Raw genomic sequence first — 19,237 nt, forward strand, 5'->3', positions numbered from 1 at the left:
AGATGAGCGCGGAGGTCCATGACGCCGCGCTCATCGGCGGCGAGCTCGCGCTCGTCGACGGCCTCATCGACCGGCTGCGGGAGGGGATCGACGTGTGCGACGTCGGTTGCGGTCAAGGCCACGCGATCAACCTCATGGCCAAGGAGTTCCCGAACAGCCGCTTCAACGGCCTCGACTTCTCCGGGGGAGCCATCGCCGCGGCGCGAAAGGAGGCGGCCGAGCTGGGTCTGGCCAATGCCACCTTCGAGGTGAAGGACGCGGCGACGCTCGACGGAACAAGGCAGTACGACTTCATCACCGTCTTCGACGCGGTGCACGACCAGGCCAAGCCCGACGTCGTCCTCAAGGGAATCGCCGACGCGCTCGCGCCCGACGGTGTGTTCCTGTGTGTCGATGTCGCCGGCTCGAGCAACGTGGATGAGAACCTCGAGCATCCGATGGCGCCGATGCTCTACTCGGTGTCTACCTTCCACTGCATGACCGTGTCGCTCGCGCTCGACGGCGCCGGTCTCGGCACCATGTGGGGCGAGCAGAAGGCCACCGAGATGTTCCGCGAGGCCGGCTTCACCTCGGTGGAGACCACGCGGGTGCCGGAGGACATCCTCAACGTGTACTACGTCTGTCGTAAGCGCTGAACCGCGCGGCTGGTTGTGTTCAGATGCCGTAGACGTGGTTGGCGTTGATCTGCTCGGGCGCGATGCGCACGTGGGAGTCCCGCCGAAACCAGTCGCACGTGCTCACCTCCTTGGCGCAAGTTCGAGCGCCATAGTGACTACTATGGAAGACTAGCATGCGAGCTGTGGTGCAGTCAACGAAGGCCGGCTCCCCGCGGGCGAGAGCCATGCGGCGCGAGGTCGACGTCGCAACACGGGAGCGGGTGCTCGAAGCGGCCGTGGCGTCGATCCTGGAGCGTGGCTTCTACCGGGCGAGCAGCAATGAGATCGCCCGTCGAGCCGGGGTGACATGGGGCGTGATCCAGCACCACTTCGGCACGCGGGAAGCGCTGCTGCTCGCCGTGCTCGAGGACGGCGCGAACCGATTCGTCGACCTCGTCGCGGGCGCGGCCATCGAAGGTGCGACGGCGACAGCTCGCGTCGACGAGCTGCTGTCGCTTCTAGCCGAGCACTACGGGACACCGCGCTACCTCGCCTACCTACAGATCCTCCTGAACATGGATCACGACCCGCACACGAGCACCGACGTGCGACGTACGATGCGCTCGGTGGCCGAGCGCTCCAACCAGCACTTGCGGCGGCTGATCGGCGAAGCCCTCGATCCCGTGGCGGATGACCCCGATCTCGCCGCAACGGTGTTCCTCGCGCTGCGCGGCTTCGCGCTGAGCCAGCAGCTGCGGGGCACGATGGGTTACGACGCCGTTGGTGCGAAGAAGACTCGGGTGGGCGAGCAGCGCCGGCTGCTCTCCCACATGATCGGCTCCTACCTCGATGAAGCCGCCGGTTGGCCAAAGCGGCGGCATGTCAGCCGCCACTCGCGCTGATCGCGACCTTCGGCAGGCCCCGCACGATCGAGGAGTGGAATCGCTCCACTGGTCGTCGTCGACGGCATCGCGCGGCACGCGCGCCAGCAGCTCCTCCAGCGGCCCGCTCATTCTTTCACGACCGGCGCGTCCAGGATGGCGCCCCCCTCGACGAACGCATCGATCTCCCCGTCGGCGTAGCCGAGCTCCACCAAAAGGTCCCGGCTGTGCTCGCCGCACATGCTCGGACCCCGCTGGATCACACCCGGCGTCTCGCTGAAGCGGACGAGGAGGCCCGGATCCTCGAAGCGGCCCACCGCGCCCGACGACGTCTCGGCGATGAGCTCGTCGGCGCGCGCATGAGGATCGTCGAAGACGTTCCGGCAGAACTCCTCATCGACGACCTCCACCGGCACCGACGCCGCGTCGAGCAAGGCGAACCACTCAGCCGCCGAGCGCGTCCGAAACCCGTGCTCCAAGGCGGCGGTGAGCGCGTCGGGATCGTCGCGCACCTCCGCGTCCGCGCCCAGCGCGGCCAGGGTGGTGGCCTGTTCGACGGCGTCGAGCGCGGCGAGGAAGATCCACGTTCCCTCCGCGCACTCGAAGAGCCGGTACCAGCACGACAAACCGTGCTGACCACCGTCCACGTGACCCCAGTCCGACGGCGTGCCGTCCGCGTGGATCCAGGCGTAGGACGTGTGGAGCAGCCCGGCGTTGACGATCGACGTGCCCACCTGCTGCCCGCGCCCGGTCCGGTCGCGATGGTAGAGCGCGGCCGTGATGGCGATCGCCGACAGCAGCGCGTTGCCGGTGTCGCCCATGTTCGACCGGCTCCACAGCGGAGGGTTCCCCGCATCGCACGCCCCGTCCTCCCACTCGGTCCCCGTGAGCGCCGCCGCGGTCTGGTCGGTGCCGGGCAGGTCCGACCGGGGCCCGCGCTCGTAACCGCGAGAGCTGCAGTAGACGAGCTTCGGGTACTTGGCCGTGAGCGTCTCGTAGTCGAGGCCGAGCCGAGCGGCCGCGCCCGGTCGCCAGTTCATCGTCACGACATCGCTGCTCTCGATGAGACGCTCGAGGATCGCTCGACCCGACTCGTGCTTCAGGTCGAGGGCGATGCTTCGTTTGCCCCGATTGGTCCCGAGGCCCATGTGCGTGCCGCACCAGTAGACGTCGTGCTTGGCGTTCACCTTGACCACGTCCGCACCCAGGTCCGCGAGCATCCGCCCTGCGAACGGGCCGGCGACACCGAGACCGAGGTCGATGACGCGCACCCCGGTCAGCGGATGCGCAAGCGTCGCCCCCGCGCCCGTTGGAGCCGGCGCGGGCGCCCAGGCGGCTTCGGCCAGCACCTCGGCCGTGTGCTGCCCGCGACGCGGCGCCGGCGCTCGCACCGCACCCGGCGCGTCGGAGAGCTCGAGCAGCGGGCCGCAAAGGCGGATCGAGCCCAGCTCGGGATCGACCACCTCGACGACACACCCGTCGGCAAGGAACGCCTCGTCGGCCAGCGCCTGGGCCGGCGAGCGCACGAGCGCCACGCCCATCTGCGCCGCGTCGCCGGCCGCGACCCAGTCGGCCGAGGGGAACTTCTTGAACGCCTCCGCCAGCTGCGGGTGCAGGAACGTCCCGACGAGCAGGCCGTCCGGTTCCATCGAGATCCGATCAGGATCATCCCGGTACAAGCCGTCGCTGCCGGCGACCACGAGGTCGTCCCCTTCGGCCGAGGACAGCACCCAGCTCGGGCGCACGGTCCAGTGGTGCACCCATCGTCCGTCGGCGCACTCGTAGAGTCCCTCGATCGAGCGCGCGTCGGCCGGCCACATCCAGTACAACGGCGCGTCGGGATCCTCGACCCGCTGCCAGTTCAGGCACGTCGCCGCCAACGCGCCCCGCAGCAACGACGTCTCGACCACCTGGCCTCGACCGGTGAGCTCGCGCGCTCGCAACGCCGCCATCACTCCGAGGGTGGCCAGGTAGGTCGCCCCGATGCTCGGCCACGGCGTGCGCGGGAACACCGGACCCGGCCGGTCAGCGCCGCGCACGAGCCCTTCGCTCGCGTCCAGCTCGGGCAGCGGCCCGGGGCGCCCGCTGATGAACTCCATCGGCGTGCCTCGGCGACCCTTCTGGTCGAACAGCAAACCGGTGCGCGCCGCGACCAACCCGTCGAGGTCCGGCCGATCACGGTGGAGCGGGTGATCGCCGTACCCGCTGATGCTGCAAACGATCAGCCGAGGGTTCTCAACCGTGGCAGCGGCCACGATCGCGCGGACCGCGTGGGATTCGATGCCAGAGGGGGTGTGCACGACCACGTCGGCCGCACGCAGCAACGTCGCCAGCGCGTCCTGGCCCGCGCCGGATTCGAGGTCGATCTCGACACTGCGTTTCCCCCGGTTCCACACCCGCAAGCCGGTCTGTCCGGCCGCGGGCTCGTCGCGGCCACGTTCGACGCGCACCACGTCGGCACCGTTGTCCGCCAACATCATCGTGGTCATCGGGCCCGCCACCCCGTGCGAGACATCCACGACGCGGATCCCGTCCAGCACACCAGCCATCTTCTCGGCGAGCCTCCTCGTGGCCACGGCTCCGCCCTTCATAGTAGTCACTATGGTCCGGGCGCGCAGGGCCCATCCTTCGGAGCGACCATCATCTCGGGGCGGGACTGGCGCTAGCGTCGCATCGATGCCTGAGCCGGGAGTCGGGCGGCGACGACGACTTGCGGAGGAGCTCGAGGAAAGCGGACTGGTCGTCGAGGGAACCGACGCCTTCCGCACCCTGTTGGTCGAGGAGATCGATCACGCGTTGCGCCCGGAGGTCCACGAGCGACGGGTCGTGAGCAGCGGCACGATCCTCGAACCCCGTTCCGATCCAGGCACATGGGAGTCGGGCACGCAGCTCGACATCACACGAGGACCGGCGGACAGGCAGCCCCTGCCCGCGGCCCGCCGGTTTGCCGATGGACTGTCCAGCTGGCTGCTGCGGCGCACCGACGGCTCGAACGAGTGGATGATCTTCGACCGGCCCGCGGGCTCCGAGCGCGACCTCGTGGTACTCGCCCGCGTGCTCGACGCGACGATCGTGCAGCGACATCTCGCCGGTGCGGTGCGGCTGGTCGGGAGCTTCGGTGTCCTTCGCTGGGAGGGCTTCAGGTGGCATCACGAGCCGCCGGTGAGCAGCTGGACCGATGCCGTCATCACGCACTCGGCGCACGGTGACGCCGCGGTCATCGAGGCCATGCTGACATTTGCGATCCACGATCTCGGGTCGATGCGCATCGGCGCACTCCTCATCTATCGACCGGATGGCGATTCCGGTCCCAGCGTCGAAGAGCGGCTTCCGATCCCGCCGCCCCTGCGGATCCGCGTGGTCAGCCATCTCGCCCCGCTGCGCCACGCCCTCGCCCAGGTCGACGGCGCCGCCGTCTTCGACGCCGACGGCGTGCTCCGCCAACTCGGCGTGCGGCTCGTGCCGAGCGACGTCGCCGAACAGACCGTCGAATCGCTCAGGGGCACGCGCCACACGTCCGCCCGGCGCTACAGCCACGACGACCCGCTCGCCACCGTGATCGCGGTGAGCGACGATGGTCCCATCTCCGTGTTCCGCAACGGCGCCGTTCTCGCCAACTCCCGGCGCGACTGAGCGTGCACCGCCGTTCGCAGTAGAGGGTCCGGCGTCCGGCCCCAAATGTCCGCGCGTCGGCGAGACTGATGCGGTGATCGATGCCAGCGATCGGGCCCGGGAGGCGTTCGAGCGGGGCGCATGGGGAGATGTGTGCGCGCAGTTGTTCGCGGCAGATGCCGAGGATCCGCTGGGTCTGGAGGATCTCGAGCGTCTGGCGGTGGCCGCTACCTGGTCGGGAGGGACGAGGACAGCGTTGAGGTCTGGACGCGAGCGCACCACGAGTGCGCCCGGTTGGGCGACGCGGCTCGGGCCGCTCGCTGCGCGTTCTGGTTGTCGTTCGGCCTGTTGAACAAGGGCGACGTGGCCCGCGGCGGCGGGTGGGTCGACCGTGCGCAGCGCCTCCTCGATGACGGCGGCGTCGACTGCGTGGAGCAGGGCTATCTGCGTTACTCGGTCGCGCTGCGCGCCATCTTCGCAGGTGACGGCGCGGTCGCCCATGCTGCGTTCACCGAAGCGGCCAAGATCGGCGACCGCTTCGGTGATCCGGAGCTGGTGACGCTCGCCCGGGTGGGGGTGGGCCGGTGCCTGATCTACATGGGGGACATCGCCGAGGGGGTGGCGCTGCTCGACGAGGCCATGGTCGCGGTCACCGCTCGGGAGGTGTCGCCGATCGCGGTCGGCGACGTGTACTGCACGGTCATCGAGGCATGCCAGGAGCTGTTCGACCTGCGACGCGTGCACGAGTGGACGGCAGCGCTGAGCCACTGGTGCGAATCGCAACCCGATCTGGTGCTCTACCGCGGGCAGTGCCTCGTGCATCGTTCCGAGATCATGCTGCTGCACGGCACCTGGCCCGACGCCATCGAAGAAGCGGTGCGCGCCTGTGAGCGACTCACCGATGAGCCGGCCATCGGCGCCGCCTTCTACCAGTGCGCCGAGCTGCATCGGCTCCGCGGCGAGTTCGACGAGGCGGAGGCGGCCTACCGTCGGGCCAACGAGCTGGGACGCGAGCCGCAACCCGGCCTGGCACTGCTGCGGCTGGCCCAGGGCCAGGTCGGTGCGGCGGACGCCGCGATCCGTCGCGTGCTCGACGAAGCCCAGGATCCCGTCGCACGGGCCCGCGTGCTCGGCCCTTACGTTGAGATCGTCCTGGAGGCCGGCGATACCTCGGCGGCGCGCGTCGCTGCCGACGAGCTGTCGAGCATCGCCGCCGAGATGGACGCGCCGTTCTTGCGCGCGCTGGCGGCGCGCTGCGTGGGCGCGGTCCTGCTCGCGGAGGGGGATGCACGTGCCGCGCTCGGCGCGTTGCGCCAGGCGTGGACCGGTTGGCGCACGCTCGACGCCCCCTACGAAGCGACCCGTGTCCGTGTCCTGATCGGTCTCGCGTGTCGGGCGCTGGGCGACGACGACAGCGCGGAGATGGAGCTCGATGCCGCCCGGTCGGCGTTCCTGCAGCTCGACGCGGCGCCGGAGCTCGTCCGGGTGGAAGAGCTGTGCGGGATCGCGTCGGCTCGGGCCGCAGGCGGCCTGACCGCGCGCGAGGTGCAGGTGCTCGCATCGGTGGCGACCGGGAAGACCAACCGGGCGATCGCCGACGACCTGTTCATCAGCGAGAAGACGGTGGCTCGCCATGTGAGCAACATCTTCACCAAGCTGGGGTTGTCGTCGAGGTCGGCGGCCACGGCGTACGCGTATGAGCACGACCTGGTCTGAGCGCCCTACACAAAAGTACCCATCGGGGTGACGCGCGGGTTTGGATGATTCTCCCGATGTGGTGACCCGGGCCTCACCCGTACCGTTCTCACGACACAACAAGGAGGACGGAAATGTCCGAAGCGAACATCACCGCCGTGCGTCGACTCACCCAGGTAGGCTTCGTCGGCGGCGAGATCGACGTCGTCGACGAGGTCGTAGCCGACGAGTGCATCGACCACGACCCCATGCCCGGGCAGGGCCAGGGCCGCGAAGGCCAGCGGCACACGTGCCAGATGGTGGTCAACGGCCTCTCGAACCGCAGCACGCTGCGCGACGAGTTCCTGGCCGTCGGCGACACGGTCATCGAGAACTGGGTCTTCCAGGGAACCCATACCGGCGAGTTCCTGGGAGTGCCCGCCACCGGCAAGCAGCTCCAGGTTCGGGGCATCGAGATCTGGCGGCTGGCGAACGGCAAGATCGTCGAGCGCTGGGGCGTCGTGGACGCAGCGGGTGTGATGGAGCAGCTGGCGTCATGACGAACCCACAGGCAGACACAGCGACGGACCTCAGCGCGGTGCAGCTACTCAGCCGGCGCTTCGCCGGGGTCTTCGAGAACCCTGACTCCGCCACGGACGTCTTCTCCCCTGACGTCTTCTTCGACCTGAACATGCCCGTGTGGCGGATGCAGCTGCAAGGCCCCGAGGCGTTTTCGGCGCAGCTCGAGCAGATCAACGAGGGTGACGTCCGGATCGACGTTCTGCGCACGGTTCCGACCGTGACGGGGTTCGTGACCGAGCACGAGGAGCACCAACAGGTCGATGGTCAGGACCTCACCGCGCGCCGCCTCTGGCTCTGCGAGATGGAGGGCGGACGCATCATCGAGGCCGTGGGGTACTGCAGCGGTGAGTGGGATGCAGAGCTGCGGGCACGTCACGCGGTGGAAGCGCCGATGATCCGTCGAGACGAGCATCGATGAGTTCCCGCTCCGGCGATCGTCAGACGTCGTGACGGCTACCTTCGACGGAGACGGAGCGAACTATGAGCGACACAGCTGACCGCTATCGACGGGTGGCAAGGCGCTTCACCCGGCGGGCCCACGAGGTGCCCGCCGGCGGGTGGGAGAGGCCGGCGCCGTGCGACGGATGGGTCGCCCGCGACGTCGTGCGCCACATGGTCGACTGGATGCCATCGTTCCTCGCGTCGGCGGGAGGGCCGCAGCTCCCGAGCGGGCCCTCGGTCGACGACGACCCCGTCGGCGCCTGGACGACCATGAGCGACGGTATCCAGGCGCTGCTCGACGATCCGGCGGCGGCCGCGTCCGAGATCGACCACCCCCGCGCCGGCACCCATACGCTGGGCGACGCCATCGGCATGTTCTTCCTGGGCGACGTCGTGGTCCACACGTGGGACCTCGCGCGCGCGACGGGCCTCGACGAGACCCTCGACCCGGACGAGGTCAGCCGCATGCTCCGCGGCATGGAGCCCCTCGACGACGTGCTCCGCGCCAGCGGTCAGTACGGCCCGAAGGTCGAGGTGCCGGCCGACGCCGACGAGCAGACCCGACTCATCGCCTTCACGGGCCGCCGGCCCTGACCCGACGCCGCGACGGCAGCGCGTGCGTCAGTCGGCGATGGCGGCGTACGCGTGGCGCCAGAAGTCGTCGAAGACCGCGGGCGGCTCGGGGGACGTCATCGCCCGCTGGGTGAGGAGGATCCCGGTGAGCCCCGTCGCCGGGTCGTTCCGCCAGCTCGTGCCGGTGCCCCCGTCCCAGCCGTAGCCGCCGGGGACGCCCGACGCGCCATCGGCAGCCGGGACCGCCATCCCGAGGCCCCAGCCGCTGTGGCCGCCCAGGAAGACGGTGTTGGCGGCCCGGTCGACAGCCGTGGTCCGGTCGGTGATCATGAGCCGCATCGTCTCCGCCGACAGCAGCTCGCCGCCGCCGGCCGCCATCATCGCCGCGAACGCGGCCACGTCGTCGACCGTCGACACCAGCCACCCGGCGCCGTTGGGCATCTTCGGCGCGGCGGCCCACCATCCTTCGACCGGGTCGAGCAGCCCGAGCGCACCGGTCTCGGGGTCGGGCGCGTACTGGGTCGTGAACCGGTGACGCTTGTCGGCCGGCACGAAGAAGCCGGTGTCGACCATGTCGAGCGGCTCGAACAGGCGCTCCCGCATCACGTCGTCGAGCGGCGCGCCCGCGATCCGCTCGATGAGCACGCCCGCCACCTCGGCGCCGGTGTTGTACATCCACTGGGCGCCGGGCTGGTGAAGGAGCGGGAGCGAGCCGAGGGAGGCGATCCACTGGTCGGGCGTCAGCTCCGGCGGCGGCCACGGCGCCGAGAAGGTCTTGAGGTCGAGGGCCGCCTCCGCCCGCTGGATCGGGTAGGTGCCGGGCGGCGCCATGATCGATCCGTAGCCGAGGCGGAACGAGAGCACGTCCTCGACCGTGATCGGCCGGGCCGCGGGCACGGTGTCGTCGAGCTCGGCGTCGATCGAGCGGAGCACGCGGCGATCGCACAGCTCCGGGAGCCATCCGTCGACGATGTCGTCCAGCCCCACCATCCCGTCCTCGACGAGCAGCATGAGCGTGGCGGCGGTCATGGGCTTGGTGATCGAGGCGATGCGGAAGATGGCATCGAGGCCGATGGGCTCGGCGTCGCCGAAGTCCTTGTGGCCGATGGCCTCCACGTGCACGTCGTCGCCGCACCGCACCAGCGCGACGAGCCCGGGCATCGCACCGGACCCCACGTGCGCGGCCAGGGCCGCGTGCAGCCCCGCCTTCCCCTCGGTCGTCACCCCTCGTCCCATGCGCCCCATCCTCTCGCTGCGGGTCAGCGGTAGCCGCCGACGACGGTTGCTCCCATCGCCACCGGGGGGACGTCACAGCGGTCGGCGATGTCGGCCACGAAGGCTTGAAAGGCGGGCACCGCCTGCAGCGAGTCAGCGTGGTCGACGTCGTGCTCGATCACCACGTGGATGAAGCTCACGCCGTCCTCGAGCCGAAAGACCTTGTAGGTGAACCCCTCCGGCTCGCGCTCGTCGAGCTGGGCGAACACCGCTTCGATCAACTGCTGGTTCTCGTCGGCTCGGTTGGGCTTGACCTGATAACGCACGACAATCGTCTTCATCATCTGTTCAGGACCGCGCCGGCCGCCAGAACTCATCGGTGCCGGGCGATGCCACCCCGTCCGGACCGAATCGCGATGAGTTCGCCCGCTCGGCATCGTCATACCGTGGACGTCGGTGACCGGCTCGACCTCCGCTCCCGGAGTCCCGAGGAAAGGAACGACATGAGTCTTCCCAGGATCGCCACCCGAGATGAGTGGCTGGCCGCCCGCAAGGGGCTGCTGGCCAAGGAGAAGAACCTGACCAGACAGCGCGACGCACTCAACACCGAGCGACGCAACCTGCCGATGGTCGAGATCACGAAGGACTACGTGTTCGACGGACCCACCGGCCAGGTGCGGCTCGTCGACATGTTCGAGGGGCGCCGGCAGCTGATCGTCTACCACTTCATGTTCGACCCCGAATGGGAGGACGGCTGTTCGAGCTGCACCGCCGGCACCGATGAGCTCTCCGCTGGGTTCCTCGAGCATCTCCACACGCGAGACACGAGCTACGCCATGGTCTCGCGTGCCCCGCTCGAGAAGCTCGAGCGGTGGAAGGAGAAGAGGGGATGGGACATCCCCTGGTACTCGTCGTACGGCACCGACTTCAACTACGACTTCGGCGTCACGATCGACCAGGCCGTCGCTCCCCCTGAGTACAACTACCGGACGAAGGCCGAGTTCGAAGCCTCGGGTTCGGACTTCTTCGACGCCGAGCAGCCCTTCGAGATGCCGGGTCGCAGCTGCTTCCTGCAGTCCGATGGCCGGGTGTTCCACACGTACGCGCAGTACGCACGCGGGCTCGAGTCCACCGGCGGCTCGTACTACTTCCTCGACCTCACCGCCCTCGGCCGCCAGGAGGAGTGGGAGGAGCCCAAGGGCCGTAGCGACGAGGCGCGCTCCGCGACCCCCGACTTCGCCTCGTGAAGCCGGCTGTTTCCGCGGTCAGATGAGGAGCGTGACCTCGTCGCGCTGGAGGGTGGCGAGGATCGTCTCGGCCAGGCGGCGGGCGGACGCGGCGTCGAGCTCGACCGCCACCCGCTCACGCCCGCCCCACACGTCGATGCACAGCGCGTGGTCGAGCGGCGCGTCCTGCGGATGGTCGAAGTACACGACCGCCCGGTCGACGGGGAACCATTCGTCACCGCGGTAGCCGCTGCCCGTCACCTCGGCAGTAGAGGTTGCGTACGTGCACATGTCACGTCCCCTTCAAATGCCTGTCGTAGAACGCCCAGATCTGCTTCCATCCGTCTCTTGCCGCGTCGAGCCGGTAGGAGGGGCGGTCGACAGAGAAGAACGCGTGGCCGGCGCCCTCGTAGGAATGGAAGTCGAAGGTCTTGCCGTTGGCCTCGAGCGCCTTCGCCATCGCGGCGACGTCGTCGGGTGACGGGCTCTGGTCGTCGGCGCCGAAGAGCCCGAGAAGCGGGCAGCGCAGCTCCGGAGCGAGATCGACGTTCGCCCGTCCGCCGTAGCAGTCGACGGCTGCATCGACGTCGAGCGTGCACGCGACCAGGAAGGCTTGGCGCCCGCCGGAGCAGTAGCCGATCACGCCGACCTTCCCGTTCGACTCGGGCCGCCGTCGTAGGACCTCGATCGCACCCTGCACATCGCCGAGGCACTGTTCGTCGGGCACGCCACCGGCGTCGCGTGCGGCCGCGGCCGCGTCATCTGCCTTCGCCCCCGGTGCGTAGCGGTGAAAGAGGTTCGGCATCAGGGCGACGTAGCCGTAGACGGCGAACGTGCGGACGATCTCTTTCGTGGCGCGGTCATAGCCCGGCATGTGGTGGAGCACCACGACGCCGGGCCGGTCGTCGCCGTCGAGCGGATGAGCGAGGTACGCCTCGATCTCGTCACCACCGTTGCCGGTCATCGTGATCGTCTCCGCGACGATGCCATCGGTCATGGCCCGACAGTAGCGGGACCATTCGAGCGACGGCGAAGCGATCGTCCGCGTACGATCGCAGCACTGACGGGGGGAGGACGCCGTGCACCGCTCTATTCGGCTGTTCGTGATCGTGGCCCTCATCGCGACGACGGGCGGTGCAGGGATCGCAGCCGGCGCGCACTCGTCCGACGAAGAACCCGCGCCCTTCCTCGTGGGTGCGGCGGAGGGCGACATCACACCCCCGCTCGCGACGGGCGCGGCCGCCGATCCGGCCAACTGCGACGCCGCCCATACGTTCGACGGCCCACACCGGTTCGCGCTGGAGGAGCCATACCGCGACACGAACGGAAACGGCCGCTTCGATGTGGGCGAGCCGTTCCTCGACTGTCCGACTCCGACGGCGAACGGAGGGGTCCGGGCACCGGACGGGCGGTGGGACGGCATCTATCTGGGTGGAGGCAACTGCTGCAACCGCCAACCCACCACTGTGCTCGATCGGCTCGGCGCGGAGACGTTCGTCGTGGCTCACGAAGGAAAGCGCGTCGCGGTGACGACCGTCGACAACGAAGGTGTGTTCGACGAGATCTGGGACCTCGTGCGTCAGAAGATCCGCGCGGACGGCGTCACCGATCTCGACGCCTCGTTCTTCACCTCGACCCACGACGAGTCCGCGCCGGACACGATCGGCATCTCCGGGCCTAACGAGTTCACGTCGGGCGTCGACCCGTTCTACGTGGAGTTCATGGTCGCCCGCGTCGCTGACGTCGTCGAGCGGGCCGACCGGCGGCTGCAACCCGCGTCGATCCGGTACGGCGCGATCCATCCCGACGACCTCGTGCCGTGCTGGTCGTCGTATCCCTACGTCGCCGACGAGCAGATCGGCGCGATGCAGGCCGTCGACCGTCACGGCGACGCGGTGTTCACCCTGGTGAATTACGGCATTCACGCCGAGGAGCTCGGCTTCTCCGACGACAGCCAGGATCGCCTGCACCTCTCGGCGGACTGGCCACACTTCACGCGCGCCGCGCTCGCCGCTGCGGGCGGCGGCGTCGTGCTCACCATGGCGGGAGCGGTCGGCTCGGTGGAGATGCCCCAGGTGTTCGACACGCCGCGATCGTTCCAACCCGTTGCCGAGCACGAGTCCAACGGGAACGGCGGCTGCCGCACGATCTACGACACCGCGGGAACGACAGTCCCGTACGGGTACCAGCGCTCGACACGCGTCCGAGGCGAGCGCATCGCCGCCTGGGCGTCCCGCGCGCTCGAGTCCGGCGCCCAATCGCGGTCGGACGACGTCGCGTTCGCGCCCACGACGGTCGTCGTGCACCTCGACAACCAGCTGTTCCACCTGGCGGGGAACATCGGGATCTTCGCCTACAAGCACGTCTTCCAGAACGGCCAGCCCGTCCCGCGGGCGCCGAACGGGGCGCAGGACGGCGACGAGGTGCACTCGGTCGTGGGCTGGTTCTCGATCGGTGACGGTCAGTTCGTGACCGCGCCGGGCGAAGTGTTCCCGTTCACCTACATCCACAGCTTCGCGGGGCCGAACCAGCTCGCGCGCCCCGCGCTCGGGCCCGTCCACGGCTGGGTGATGGCGCGCCTCTCTGCACCATGGCGGTTCATCGCCGGGCTCGGCGACGACATGCTCGGCTACATGTTCCCTGCGTCGAATGCGGTCGACGTCCCGACTCCGGCGCACCTCGCCAACGATCCCGGTGACCGCGACCGCTTCGGGTGCACCCATCCCGACGACGGCGAGGCCGCGGCCGAGAACACCGGCGACGCAATCGACGACGCGCTCCTCCGGCTGCTACCCGCGCCGCGGGACGCGACCGTGCGCGTCGGCCGCTACGTCTACGCGGACGGCACGTTCCATCGCAGCCCGATGGGCGACGGTGGCATCGCCTGCAGCGGGCCGCGGGCGCCGTTCACGCCCGCGCCCGGTGGCGCCGCGGTCGGGATCGCGGTCATGCCCGCGGGCGCGACGGCCTTCGACCCGGAACACGCCGTGCTTCACCGCCTCACGTCGTCCACGTCCGAGCGGGCCTGGATGGACGTGCGGGGTCGGCCACAGCTCCGGCCGAGCACCCAGACCCGTGGCATCGTCGAAGAAGGCCGGCGGATCTGGGTCGACGTGTTCCCGACGCGATGACCCGGATCAGGCGTTGAAGCAGACCGGGAGGGCGTCGGGCGATCGGAACACGCTCCCGACGATCGCGGGCCGGGGCGCTTCGGGATCGAGGCGAAGATCGTGCAATCGTTCGAGCACCGCGTCGAGCGCGACGCGGGTCTCCATGCGAGCGAGGTGCATGCCGAGGCACATGTGCGGTCCCGATCCGAAGGACGCGTGTGGCAGCGGCGTCCGGTGGATGTCGAAGCGGTCGGGCTCCACGTAGCGGCCCGCGTCGCGGTTCGCGGATCCGATGAAGACGTTCAGCCCTCCGCCGGCCGGGATGTCGACCCCGCCCAAGCGCGCACCCCGAACGCATTGGCGCGGGATCATCACCAGCGGCGGCTCCCAGCGCAGCCCCTCCTCGATCGCGGCGGCACGCAGCTCGGGCTTCCGGGTGACTTCCTCGAGTTGGTCGGGATGGGTGAGCAACGCGAAGAGCAGGTTGCCGAAGGACCGGTACGTCGTCTCCACCCCGGCCGGGAGCAGCAGCCGGAGGAAGGCGAAGATCTCCTCGTCAGAGAGCCGTTGACCGTCGACCTCGGTGTCGACGAGCTCACTGATGAGATCGTCGCGCGGTTGGTCGCGGCGTTCCGCAACGCGCGCCGCGAAGTAGTCGCGAAGCGCGTTCGACGCGGCGATGCCACGATCCCAGTTGACGATGATGCTGATCAGCTCGATCGACCAGCGCTGGAACTGTTGTGAGTCGCGCTCGGGAAGTCCGAGGATGCGGGCGATCACGCGCACGGGAAACGCAAAGGTCAGCCGGCGGACGAGATCGGCTCGACCGAGCGGCGCGAACGAGTCGATGAGCTCGTCGATGACCCGTCGCACGAGATCGTGCTCCCAACGGGCCAGCAACTTCGGACGGAACGCCGGCGCGACGAGGGCACGATGGGCCCGGTGCTCGGGGTCGTCCATCGCGATCATCGTGTGGCCGAGCATCGGGCCCATCATCTCGGCGAGGACGGTCGACGAGTACGTCTCGTCGTCGCGCAGCACCGCCATCACCTCGTCGTGGCCGAGCACGTTGAACCACGGGTCGCTTCCCTCGTCGACGGTTCCGATGTCGACCGGGAGTGGCCACTCGCGCCGCACGGGACCGTCCCGGCGGGCGGCCGCCAGGTACGGGTAGGGATCGTCGGCGGTCCAGAGCTGGATCGTGTCGGGCAGCTCGAAGGGATCGAACGCCGCGGGTCCGGTGCCGGGTTCGGGCGTCACGTCAGCTGGCCCACTTCACGGGGGCGTGCTCGCGGACGGCGCGGCCCGGGTTGGCGTCCGCCTTCGGACGGATGCGGTCGAGCAGCCGGCTGGGTGCGCTGCCGGGTGCCTCGAGCTCGCGGAGGCGGTCCTCCCAGACCTGGCGTCGGGCGAGCCATGCCAGCGCGGCCGGACGATCCACCCGGTACCCTCTAGTCCTTGAGATCCCGAGCGGTCGCCTGCATACTGATGAGTATTCGCCCTACCTGTAGGTATGTCAAGGTGTTCTCGGGATGACCTTCGAGCCCCTCACGGCCGAGCGACGACGCGCCATGACGCGGCAGCACCTGCTGGACGCCGCCGCGATCGTCTTTGCCCGCAACGGGTTCCACGGCTCCACGCTCGACGAGGTCGCCGCCACCGCCGGCTTCACCAAGGGCGCCGTCTACTCGAACTTCAAGAGCAAGGACGATCTGTTCCTCGAGCTCCTCGACGACCGCGTCGATCGGCAGTTCGCGGTCGTGACCGAGATTCTGGAGACCGGCTCACACGAGGCGGCGGAGCAGTTCCCGCGCATCCGCGAGATCCTGCGCAGCGACATGTTCTGGGGTGACGAGTTCGTCACGCTCTGGCTCGAGTTCGTGCTCTACGCGAGACGCAACCCCGAGGCGCAGGAGAAGCTGGCGGCGAGTGCCCAGCGGTCGCGCGTGCAGGTGCAGGCGCTCATCGAGCACGAGTACGCGACCATCGGTGTGAGCCCGCGCTACCCGGTGCGTGACCTCGCCGAGATCTCCTTGGCTCTGTTCGGCGGCCTCGGTATCGATCGCCTCGTCAACCCATCGGCGGTCACCGACGAGACGCTCGACACCACCCTCTCGTTTCTGTACGACGCAATGGGTGTGGAGCGTGAGGGCGAACGATCATGAACGTGCGTTCCCCGATGATGCAGCTCGCCGCCGGCTGAAGCCGTCGACGGCGACCGCGGTCGGTGCCCCGTCACGGCTACACTGAGGCGTTCGCCTGGCGCACCGCCGGCGAGGCTGCTCCACGTTTCGGGTGGCCTGACCCCTGACTGGAGCCCGTTGTCTGTCACCTTCGCCGATCTCGGCGTGCCCGCCGACGCCGTGTCGCGTCTCGCTCGCCGCTCGATCACGACGCCATTTCCGATCCAAGCCGCGGTCGTGCCGGACGCGCTCGCGGGCCACGACATCTGTGGCCGGGCCCCGACGGGTTCCGGCAAGACTCTCGCCTTCGGGCTCGCCCTCGCCGAGTCCGCCATCGGTGGCGCGTCGCGCCGGCCGGTGGCGCTCGTCCTGGAGCCCACTCGCGAGCTGGCGCTGCAGGTCAGCACCGAGCTGGGTCTGCTCCTGGGGCCCGCAGAAGCGCGTCGCGTCCTCGCGGTCTACGGAGGGGTCGGCTACGACGCGCAGCGCAAGGCTCTGCGGCGCGGCGTCAACATCGTCGTAGCCACGCCGGGTCGGCTCGAGGACCTGATCGAGCGCGGCGACGTCGCGCTCGACGACGTCGCCACTGTCGTCGTCGACGAAGCGGACCGCATGGCCGACATGGGCTTTCTGCCTGCAGTCGAACGGCTGCTGGACGCAACGCGTTCGGACCGGCAGACGCTGCTGTTCTCGGCCACGCTCGACGGGGACGTCGACGTTCTCGTCCGCCGGTACCAGCGCGCCCCGCGCCGCCACGTCGTGGACCTCGGCGACGATCACGCTAAGGTCGCTCATCTCTTCTGGCGGGCGCCGAAGGGCGAGCGCATCCAGCTCACCGCGGCCGCAGTTGCTCGCCACGGACGCGCGATCGTCTTCTGCCGGACCCGCCACGGCGCCGACCGGTTGGCCCGCCAGCTCGGCACCAGCGGCATCACCGCGGCGGCGATTCACGGAAGCCGCTCACAGGCCCAGCGTGAGCGCGCGCTCGCCGCCTTCGCCGCCGATTCCGTGCAAGCGCTCGTGGCCACCGATGTGGCCGCTCGGGGCATCCACGTCGACGCGGTCCTCTGCGTCGTCCACTTCGATCCCCCCGCGGAGTCCAAGGATTACCTGCACCGGTCGGGCCGGACCGGCCGCGCCGGCGCCCCAGGGACGGTGATCACGTTGGTCGGCGACGAGCACCGCGTCGCGGTGAAGGCGCTGCAGCGTGATCTGGGCCTCAGTCCCGGCCTCGACGCGCCTCCCGGGTCAGACCCGCCGCGAGCTGCGTCGGTACCGCCGGCGTCGCCGGCGCCCGTACAGGCGATTGCGAAGGCGAAGGCGCCGCGCCGCAAGGTCGACACGAGACGACGGGCACGCCCGAGCCTCGCGACGGGCACCGTCAAATGGTTCGACGCCAAGAGGGGCTTCGGCTTCATCGTCCCGGAGCTGGGCGGTGGCGACATCTTCGTCCACCAGAGCGAGATCCAGCTCGCGGGCTTCCGCCGGCTCTCGGAAGGCCAGCGCGTCCAGTTCGAGCTCAACCAGGGCCAACAAGGCATGCAGGCCAGCACGGTGAAGCTCGTCAGCTGAGCGGCGACTCGAGCTCGCATGCAGTTGCGCCCGGCGCGCGGTTGACGGAGAACGTGGCAACCTCGACGCGCGATGCGTTCCCGATGAGACGCCAGATCGTGACGGCCATCGCAATCTCGCTCGCTCTCGGGAGTTGCTCTTCTGGTGCGCGCTCCGCGGCCCCGCGTCCTGTACCAGTGCACGACGAGCTCCCCGTCGCGCTCGACAACGGCGGCGCCGGTCTTTCCGCGGCGAGCCCTCCGGGCCACGTGCCTCCTTCACTCGCGTGCCGAGACAGGGTGCACGCGACCGCGAGGTCGCTCGTCATCCGGATGCTGCCCGACGGCCCACGCACGCCCAGCGGCGGCCTTGCATTCACATCGGGAGTGTGCGTGTACCTTCCGCCGGGATACGCGACGAGTGCATTCCGGTACCCGGTCGTGTATCTCCTTCACGGCGGAGGTGGTGACCAGGCCGACGGCGTGACGTACGGCCACATCTCGACCGTGATGGACGGGCTCATCGCGCAGGACCGCAACCGCGCCGCGATCATCGTGATGCCCGACGGTGCGAACGGCCAGTGGTACGACAGTGTGAACGGTGACCTGCGCAACGAGGAGTACGTCACGAAGTGGGTGGTCCCGTTCGTCGATCGGCACCTCCGTACGATCGCGGCGCGGAAGGCCCGTGCCATCGTCGGTGTGTCGAACGGCGGCTACGGGGCGATGTTGTTCGCCGCGAAGCACGCGAACCTCTTCGCCGCAGCCGGAGGGATGTCCTCCAACCTGGATGGAGTGACAAATGCCACCGGAGCGAAGTTCTCGGGACTCCGTGATGCCGACGGCTCTGCGTTTCGAGCCAACCACCCGATCGAGCTCGTCGCGCGGCTCGCGAGAACCGATCTCGTGCTCGACATCGCCGATCGATGCTCCAGCACCGATCCGGCCGCGCTCTGCGCGACCCAAGTGCTCGACGCGGTCTTTCTCGGGGCGAACAGAGACTTCGTTGCCGCCGTCCGGGCCCAGGTCGGGAGAACGGCACAGTTGGACTACCGGGAGGACGACGCGGCCCACCAGTGGTACTGGTGGTCGCAACAGCTGCGCGACCACCAGTTGCCGTTCCTTCTCGCCCGGCTCGCGCATCCGTCGAAGGGCTAGGGGCAGGCCGTCACGCGCTCGCCTGCCTGCGAGCGTGTGCGTGTGGTCGCTTCAGGCGGCCACGACGCGGCCGTACGTGCTGCACAGCCCGTAGGCCTCGATCAGGAGGAACGACGCGATGACGAGGAGAACGATCCATCGTCGCCAGCCGCGCAGCCGTCGGAGCCCCGGTGCCGGCGACGGCATGTACCACTCGGGCAACAGGCTGTCCGGATCGGGTCCCATGAGCTGCCACAGGGACACGGCATCGTCGTCCACGCCGATGTCCGGATCCGCGGCGAGTGCGAACGCGGCGAGCTCCTCGTCGGTCATGGGCTCGGACAACTCAACGTCCATCACGTCGGCCACCAACCTGACGGTACACGGCCCGTGCCCTTTCAAACGGCGCCGGTCGACGACGCAGTGGCGACCGGCCAGCGGTCGCCTCGACGCTTCG

Annotated in this window: 19 protein-coding genes and 1 pseudogene; 12 read left to right on the top strand and 8 right to left on the bottom strand. The window is 69.5% G+C overall.

Going from position 1 to position 19,237, the window contains the following annotated elements:
* On the top strand, nt 1-635 hold a 635-nt coding region (locus E6G06_00690; GenBank protein TML93791.1), incomplete at its 5' end, for a class I SAM-dependent methyltransferase.
* 155 nt (nt 636-790) lie between these two features.
* Nucleotides 791-1,498 carry a TetR/AcrR family transcriptional regulator gene (locus tag E6G06_00695; GenBank protein TML93792.1) on the top strand — a complete coding sequence of 236 codons (708 nt, stop codon included), beginning with the start codon at nt 791-793 and terminating at the stop codon, nt 1,496-1,498.
* A 107-nt stretch (nt 1,499-1,605) separates the two neighbouring features.
* Here E6G06_00695 and E6G06_00700 read toward each other — a convergent pair whose 3' ends face one another.
* Nucleotides 1,606-4,068: a CoA transferase gene (locus E6G06_00700; protein TML93793.1), complete on the bottom strand. Its 2,463-nt coding sequence runs from the start codon at nt 4,066-4,068 to the stop codon at nt 1,606-1,608.
* A 10-nt stretch (nt 4,069-4,078) separates the two neighbouring features.
* Between E6G06_00700 and E6G06_00705 the strand changes: the two genes are divergently transcribed.
* From E6G06_00705 to E6G06_00725, 5 genes and pseudogenes are all read left to right on the top strand, one after another.
* Complete coding sequence (locus tag E6G06_00705; GenBank protein TML93794.1) at nt 4,079-5,110, top strand: hypothetical protein; 1,032 nt, start codon at nt 4,079-4,081, stop codon at nt 5,108-5,110.
* Nucleotides 5,052-6,805 (top strand): annotated as a pseudogene (locus tag E6G06_00710) (DNA-binding response regulator). Before E6G06_00705 ends, E6G06_00710 begins: the two are co-directional and overlap by 59 nt.
* A gap of 113 nt (nt 6,806-6,918) precedes the next feature.
* Entirely contained in the window at nt 6,919-7,323 is a 405-nt protein-coding gene (locus tag E6G06_00715; GenBank protein ID TML93795.1) for an ester cyclase, read from the top strand.
* Complete coding sequence (locus tag E6G06_00720) at nt 7,320-7,763, top strand: hypothetical protein (GenBank protein TML93796.1); 444 nt, start codon at nt 7,320-7,322, stop codon at nt 7,761-7,763. Before E6G06_00715 ends, E6G06_00720 begins: the two co-directional genes overlap by 4 nt.
* 62 nt (nt 7,764-7,825) lie before the next feature.
* Entirely contained in the window at nt 7,826-8,380 is a 555-nt protein-coding gene (locus E6G06_00725) for a TIGR03086 family protein (GenBank protein ID TML93797.1), read from the top strand.
* 27 nt (nt 8,381-8,407) lie between these two features.
* Here E6G06_00725 and E6G06_00730 read toward each other — a convergent pair whose 3' ends face one another.
* Complete coding sequence (locus tag E6G06_00730; GenBank protein TML93798.1) at nt 8,408-9,595, bottom strand: beta-lactamase family protein; 1,188 nt, start codon at nt 9,593-9,595, stop codon at nt 8,408-8,410.
* Nucleotides 9,596-9,618: 23 nt separating this feature from the next.
* Nucleotides 9,619-9,915 (bottom strand): hypothetical protein, encoded by a 297-nt coding sequence (locus E6G06_00735; protein TML93809.1) that lies wholly within the window; start codon nt 9,913-9,915, stop codon nt 9,619-9,621.
* A 162-nt stretch (nt 9,916-10,077) separates the two neighbouring features.
* On the opposite strand from E6G06_00735, the gene E6G06_00740 reads away from it, so the two are divergent.
* Nucleotides 10,078-10,821: a DUF899 domain-containing protein gene (locus E6G06_00740; GenBank protein ID TML93799.1), complete on the top strand. Its 744-nt coding sequence runs from the start codon at nt 10,078-10,080 to the stop codon at nt 10,819-10,821.
* A gap of 18 nt (nt 10,822-10,839) precedes the next feature.
* Here the strand turns inward: E6G06_00740 and E6G06_00745 are convergent, their stop codons facing one another.
* Both E6G06_00745 and E6G06_00750 read right to left on the bottom strand, forming a co-directional pair.
* Nucleotides 10,840-11,091, bottom strand: coding sequence for a hypothetical protein (locus E6G06_00745; GenBank protein ID TML93800.1), 252 nt, complete (start codon nt 11,089-11,091; stop codon nt 10,840-10,842).
* 1 nt (nt 11,092) lies between these two features.
* The gene (locus E6G06_00750; protein ID TML93801.1) at nt 11,093-11,797 is read right to left on the bottom strand and encodes a dienelactone hydrolase family protein; all 705 of its coding nucleotides are present in this window, start codon (nt 11,795-11,797) and stop codon (nt 11,093-11,095) included.
* An 82-nt stretch (nt 11,798-11,879) separates the two neighbouring features.
* Between E6G06_00750 and E6G06_00755 the strand changes: the two genes are divergently transcribed.
* Nucleotides 11,880-13,931 carry a hypothetical protein gene (locus E6G06_00755; protein ID TML93802.1) on the top strand — a complete coding sequence of 684 codons (2,052 nt, stop codon included), beginning with the start codon at nt 11,880-11,882 and terminating at the stop codon, nt 13,929-13,931.
* A gap of 6 nt (nt 13,932-13,937) precedes the next feature.
* On the opposite strand, the gene E6G06_00760 is transcribed toward E6G06_00755, so the two are convergent.
* Nucleotides 13,938-15,170 carry a cytochrome P450 gene (locus tag E6G06_00760; protein TML93803.1) on the bottom strand — a complete coding sequence of 411 codons (1,233 nt, stop codon included), beginning with the start codon at nt 15,168-15,170 and terminating at the stop codon, nt 13,938-13,940.
* Nucleotide 15,171: 1 nt separating this feature from the next.
* Nucleotides 15,172-15,351 (bottom strand): hypothetical protein, encoded by a 180-nt coding sequence (locus tag E6G06_00765; protein TML93804.1) that lies wholly within the window; start codon nt 15,349-15,351, stop codon nt 15,172-15,174.
* A 91-nt stretch (nt 15,352-15,442) separates the two neighbouring features.
* On the opposite strand from E6G06_00765, the gene E6G06_00770 reads away from it, so the two are divergent.
* The 3 genes from E6G06_00770 (at nt 15,443) to E6G06_00780 (ending at nt 18,801) form a co-directional block, all read left to right on the top strand.
* A complete protein-coding gene (locus E6G06_00770; protein ID TML93805.1) occupies nt 15,443-16,075 on the top strand; it encodes a TetR/AcrR family transcriptional regulator in 633 nt (210 codons plus the stop codon).
* Between the two features lie 183 nt (nt 16,076-16,258).
* The gene (locus E6G06_00775; protein ID TML93806.1) at nt 16,259-17,665 is read left to right on the top strand and encodes a DEAD/DEAH box helicase; all 1,407 of its coding nucleotides are present in this window, start codon (nt 16,259-16,261) and stop codon (nt 17,663-17,665) included.
* Between the two features lie 83 nt (nt 17,666-17,748).
* Nucleotides 17,749-18,801: a hypothetical protein gene (locus E6G06_00780; GenBank protein ID TML93807.1), complete on the top strand. Its 1,053-nt coding sequence runs from the start codon at nt 17,749-17,751 to the stop codon at nt 18,799-18,801.
* Between the two features lie 51 nt (nt 18,802-18,852).
* Here E6G06_00780 and E6G06_00785 read toward each other — a convergent pair whose 3' ends face one another.
* The gene (locus E6G06_00785; GenBank protein TML93808.1) at nt 18,853-19,149 is read right to left on the bottom strand and encodes a hypothetical protein; all 297 of its coding nucleotides are present in this window, start codon (nt 19,147-19,149) and stop codon (nt 18,853-18,855) included.
* Nucleotides 19,150-19,237 lie beyond the last annotated feature (88 nt).

It is taken from the genome of Actinomycetota bacterium, assembly GCA_005888325.1.
Taxonomy (GTDB): domain Bacteria; phylum Actinomycetota; class Acidimicrobiia; order Acidimicrobiales; family AC-14; genus AC-14.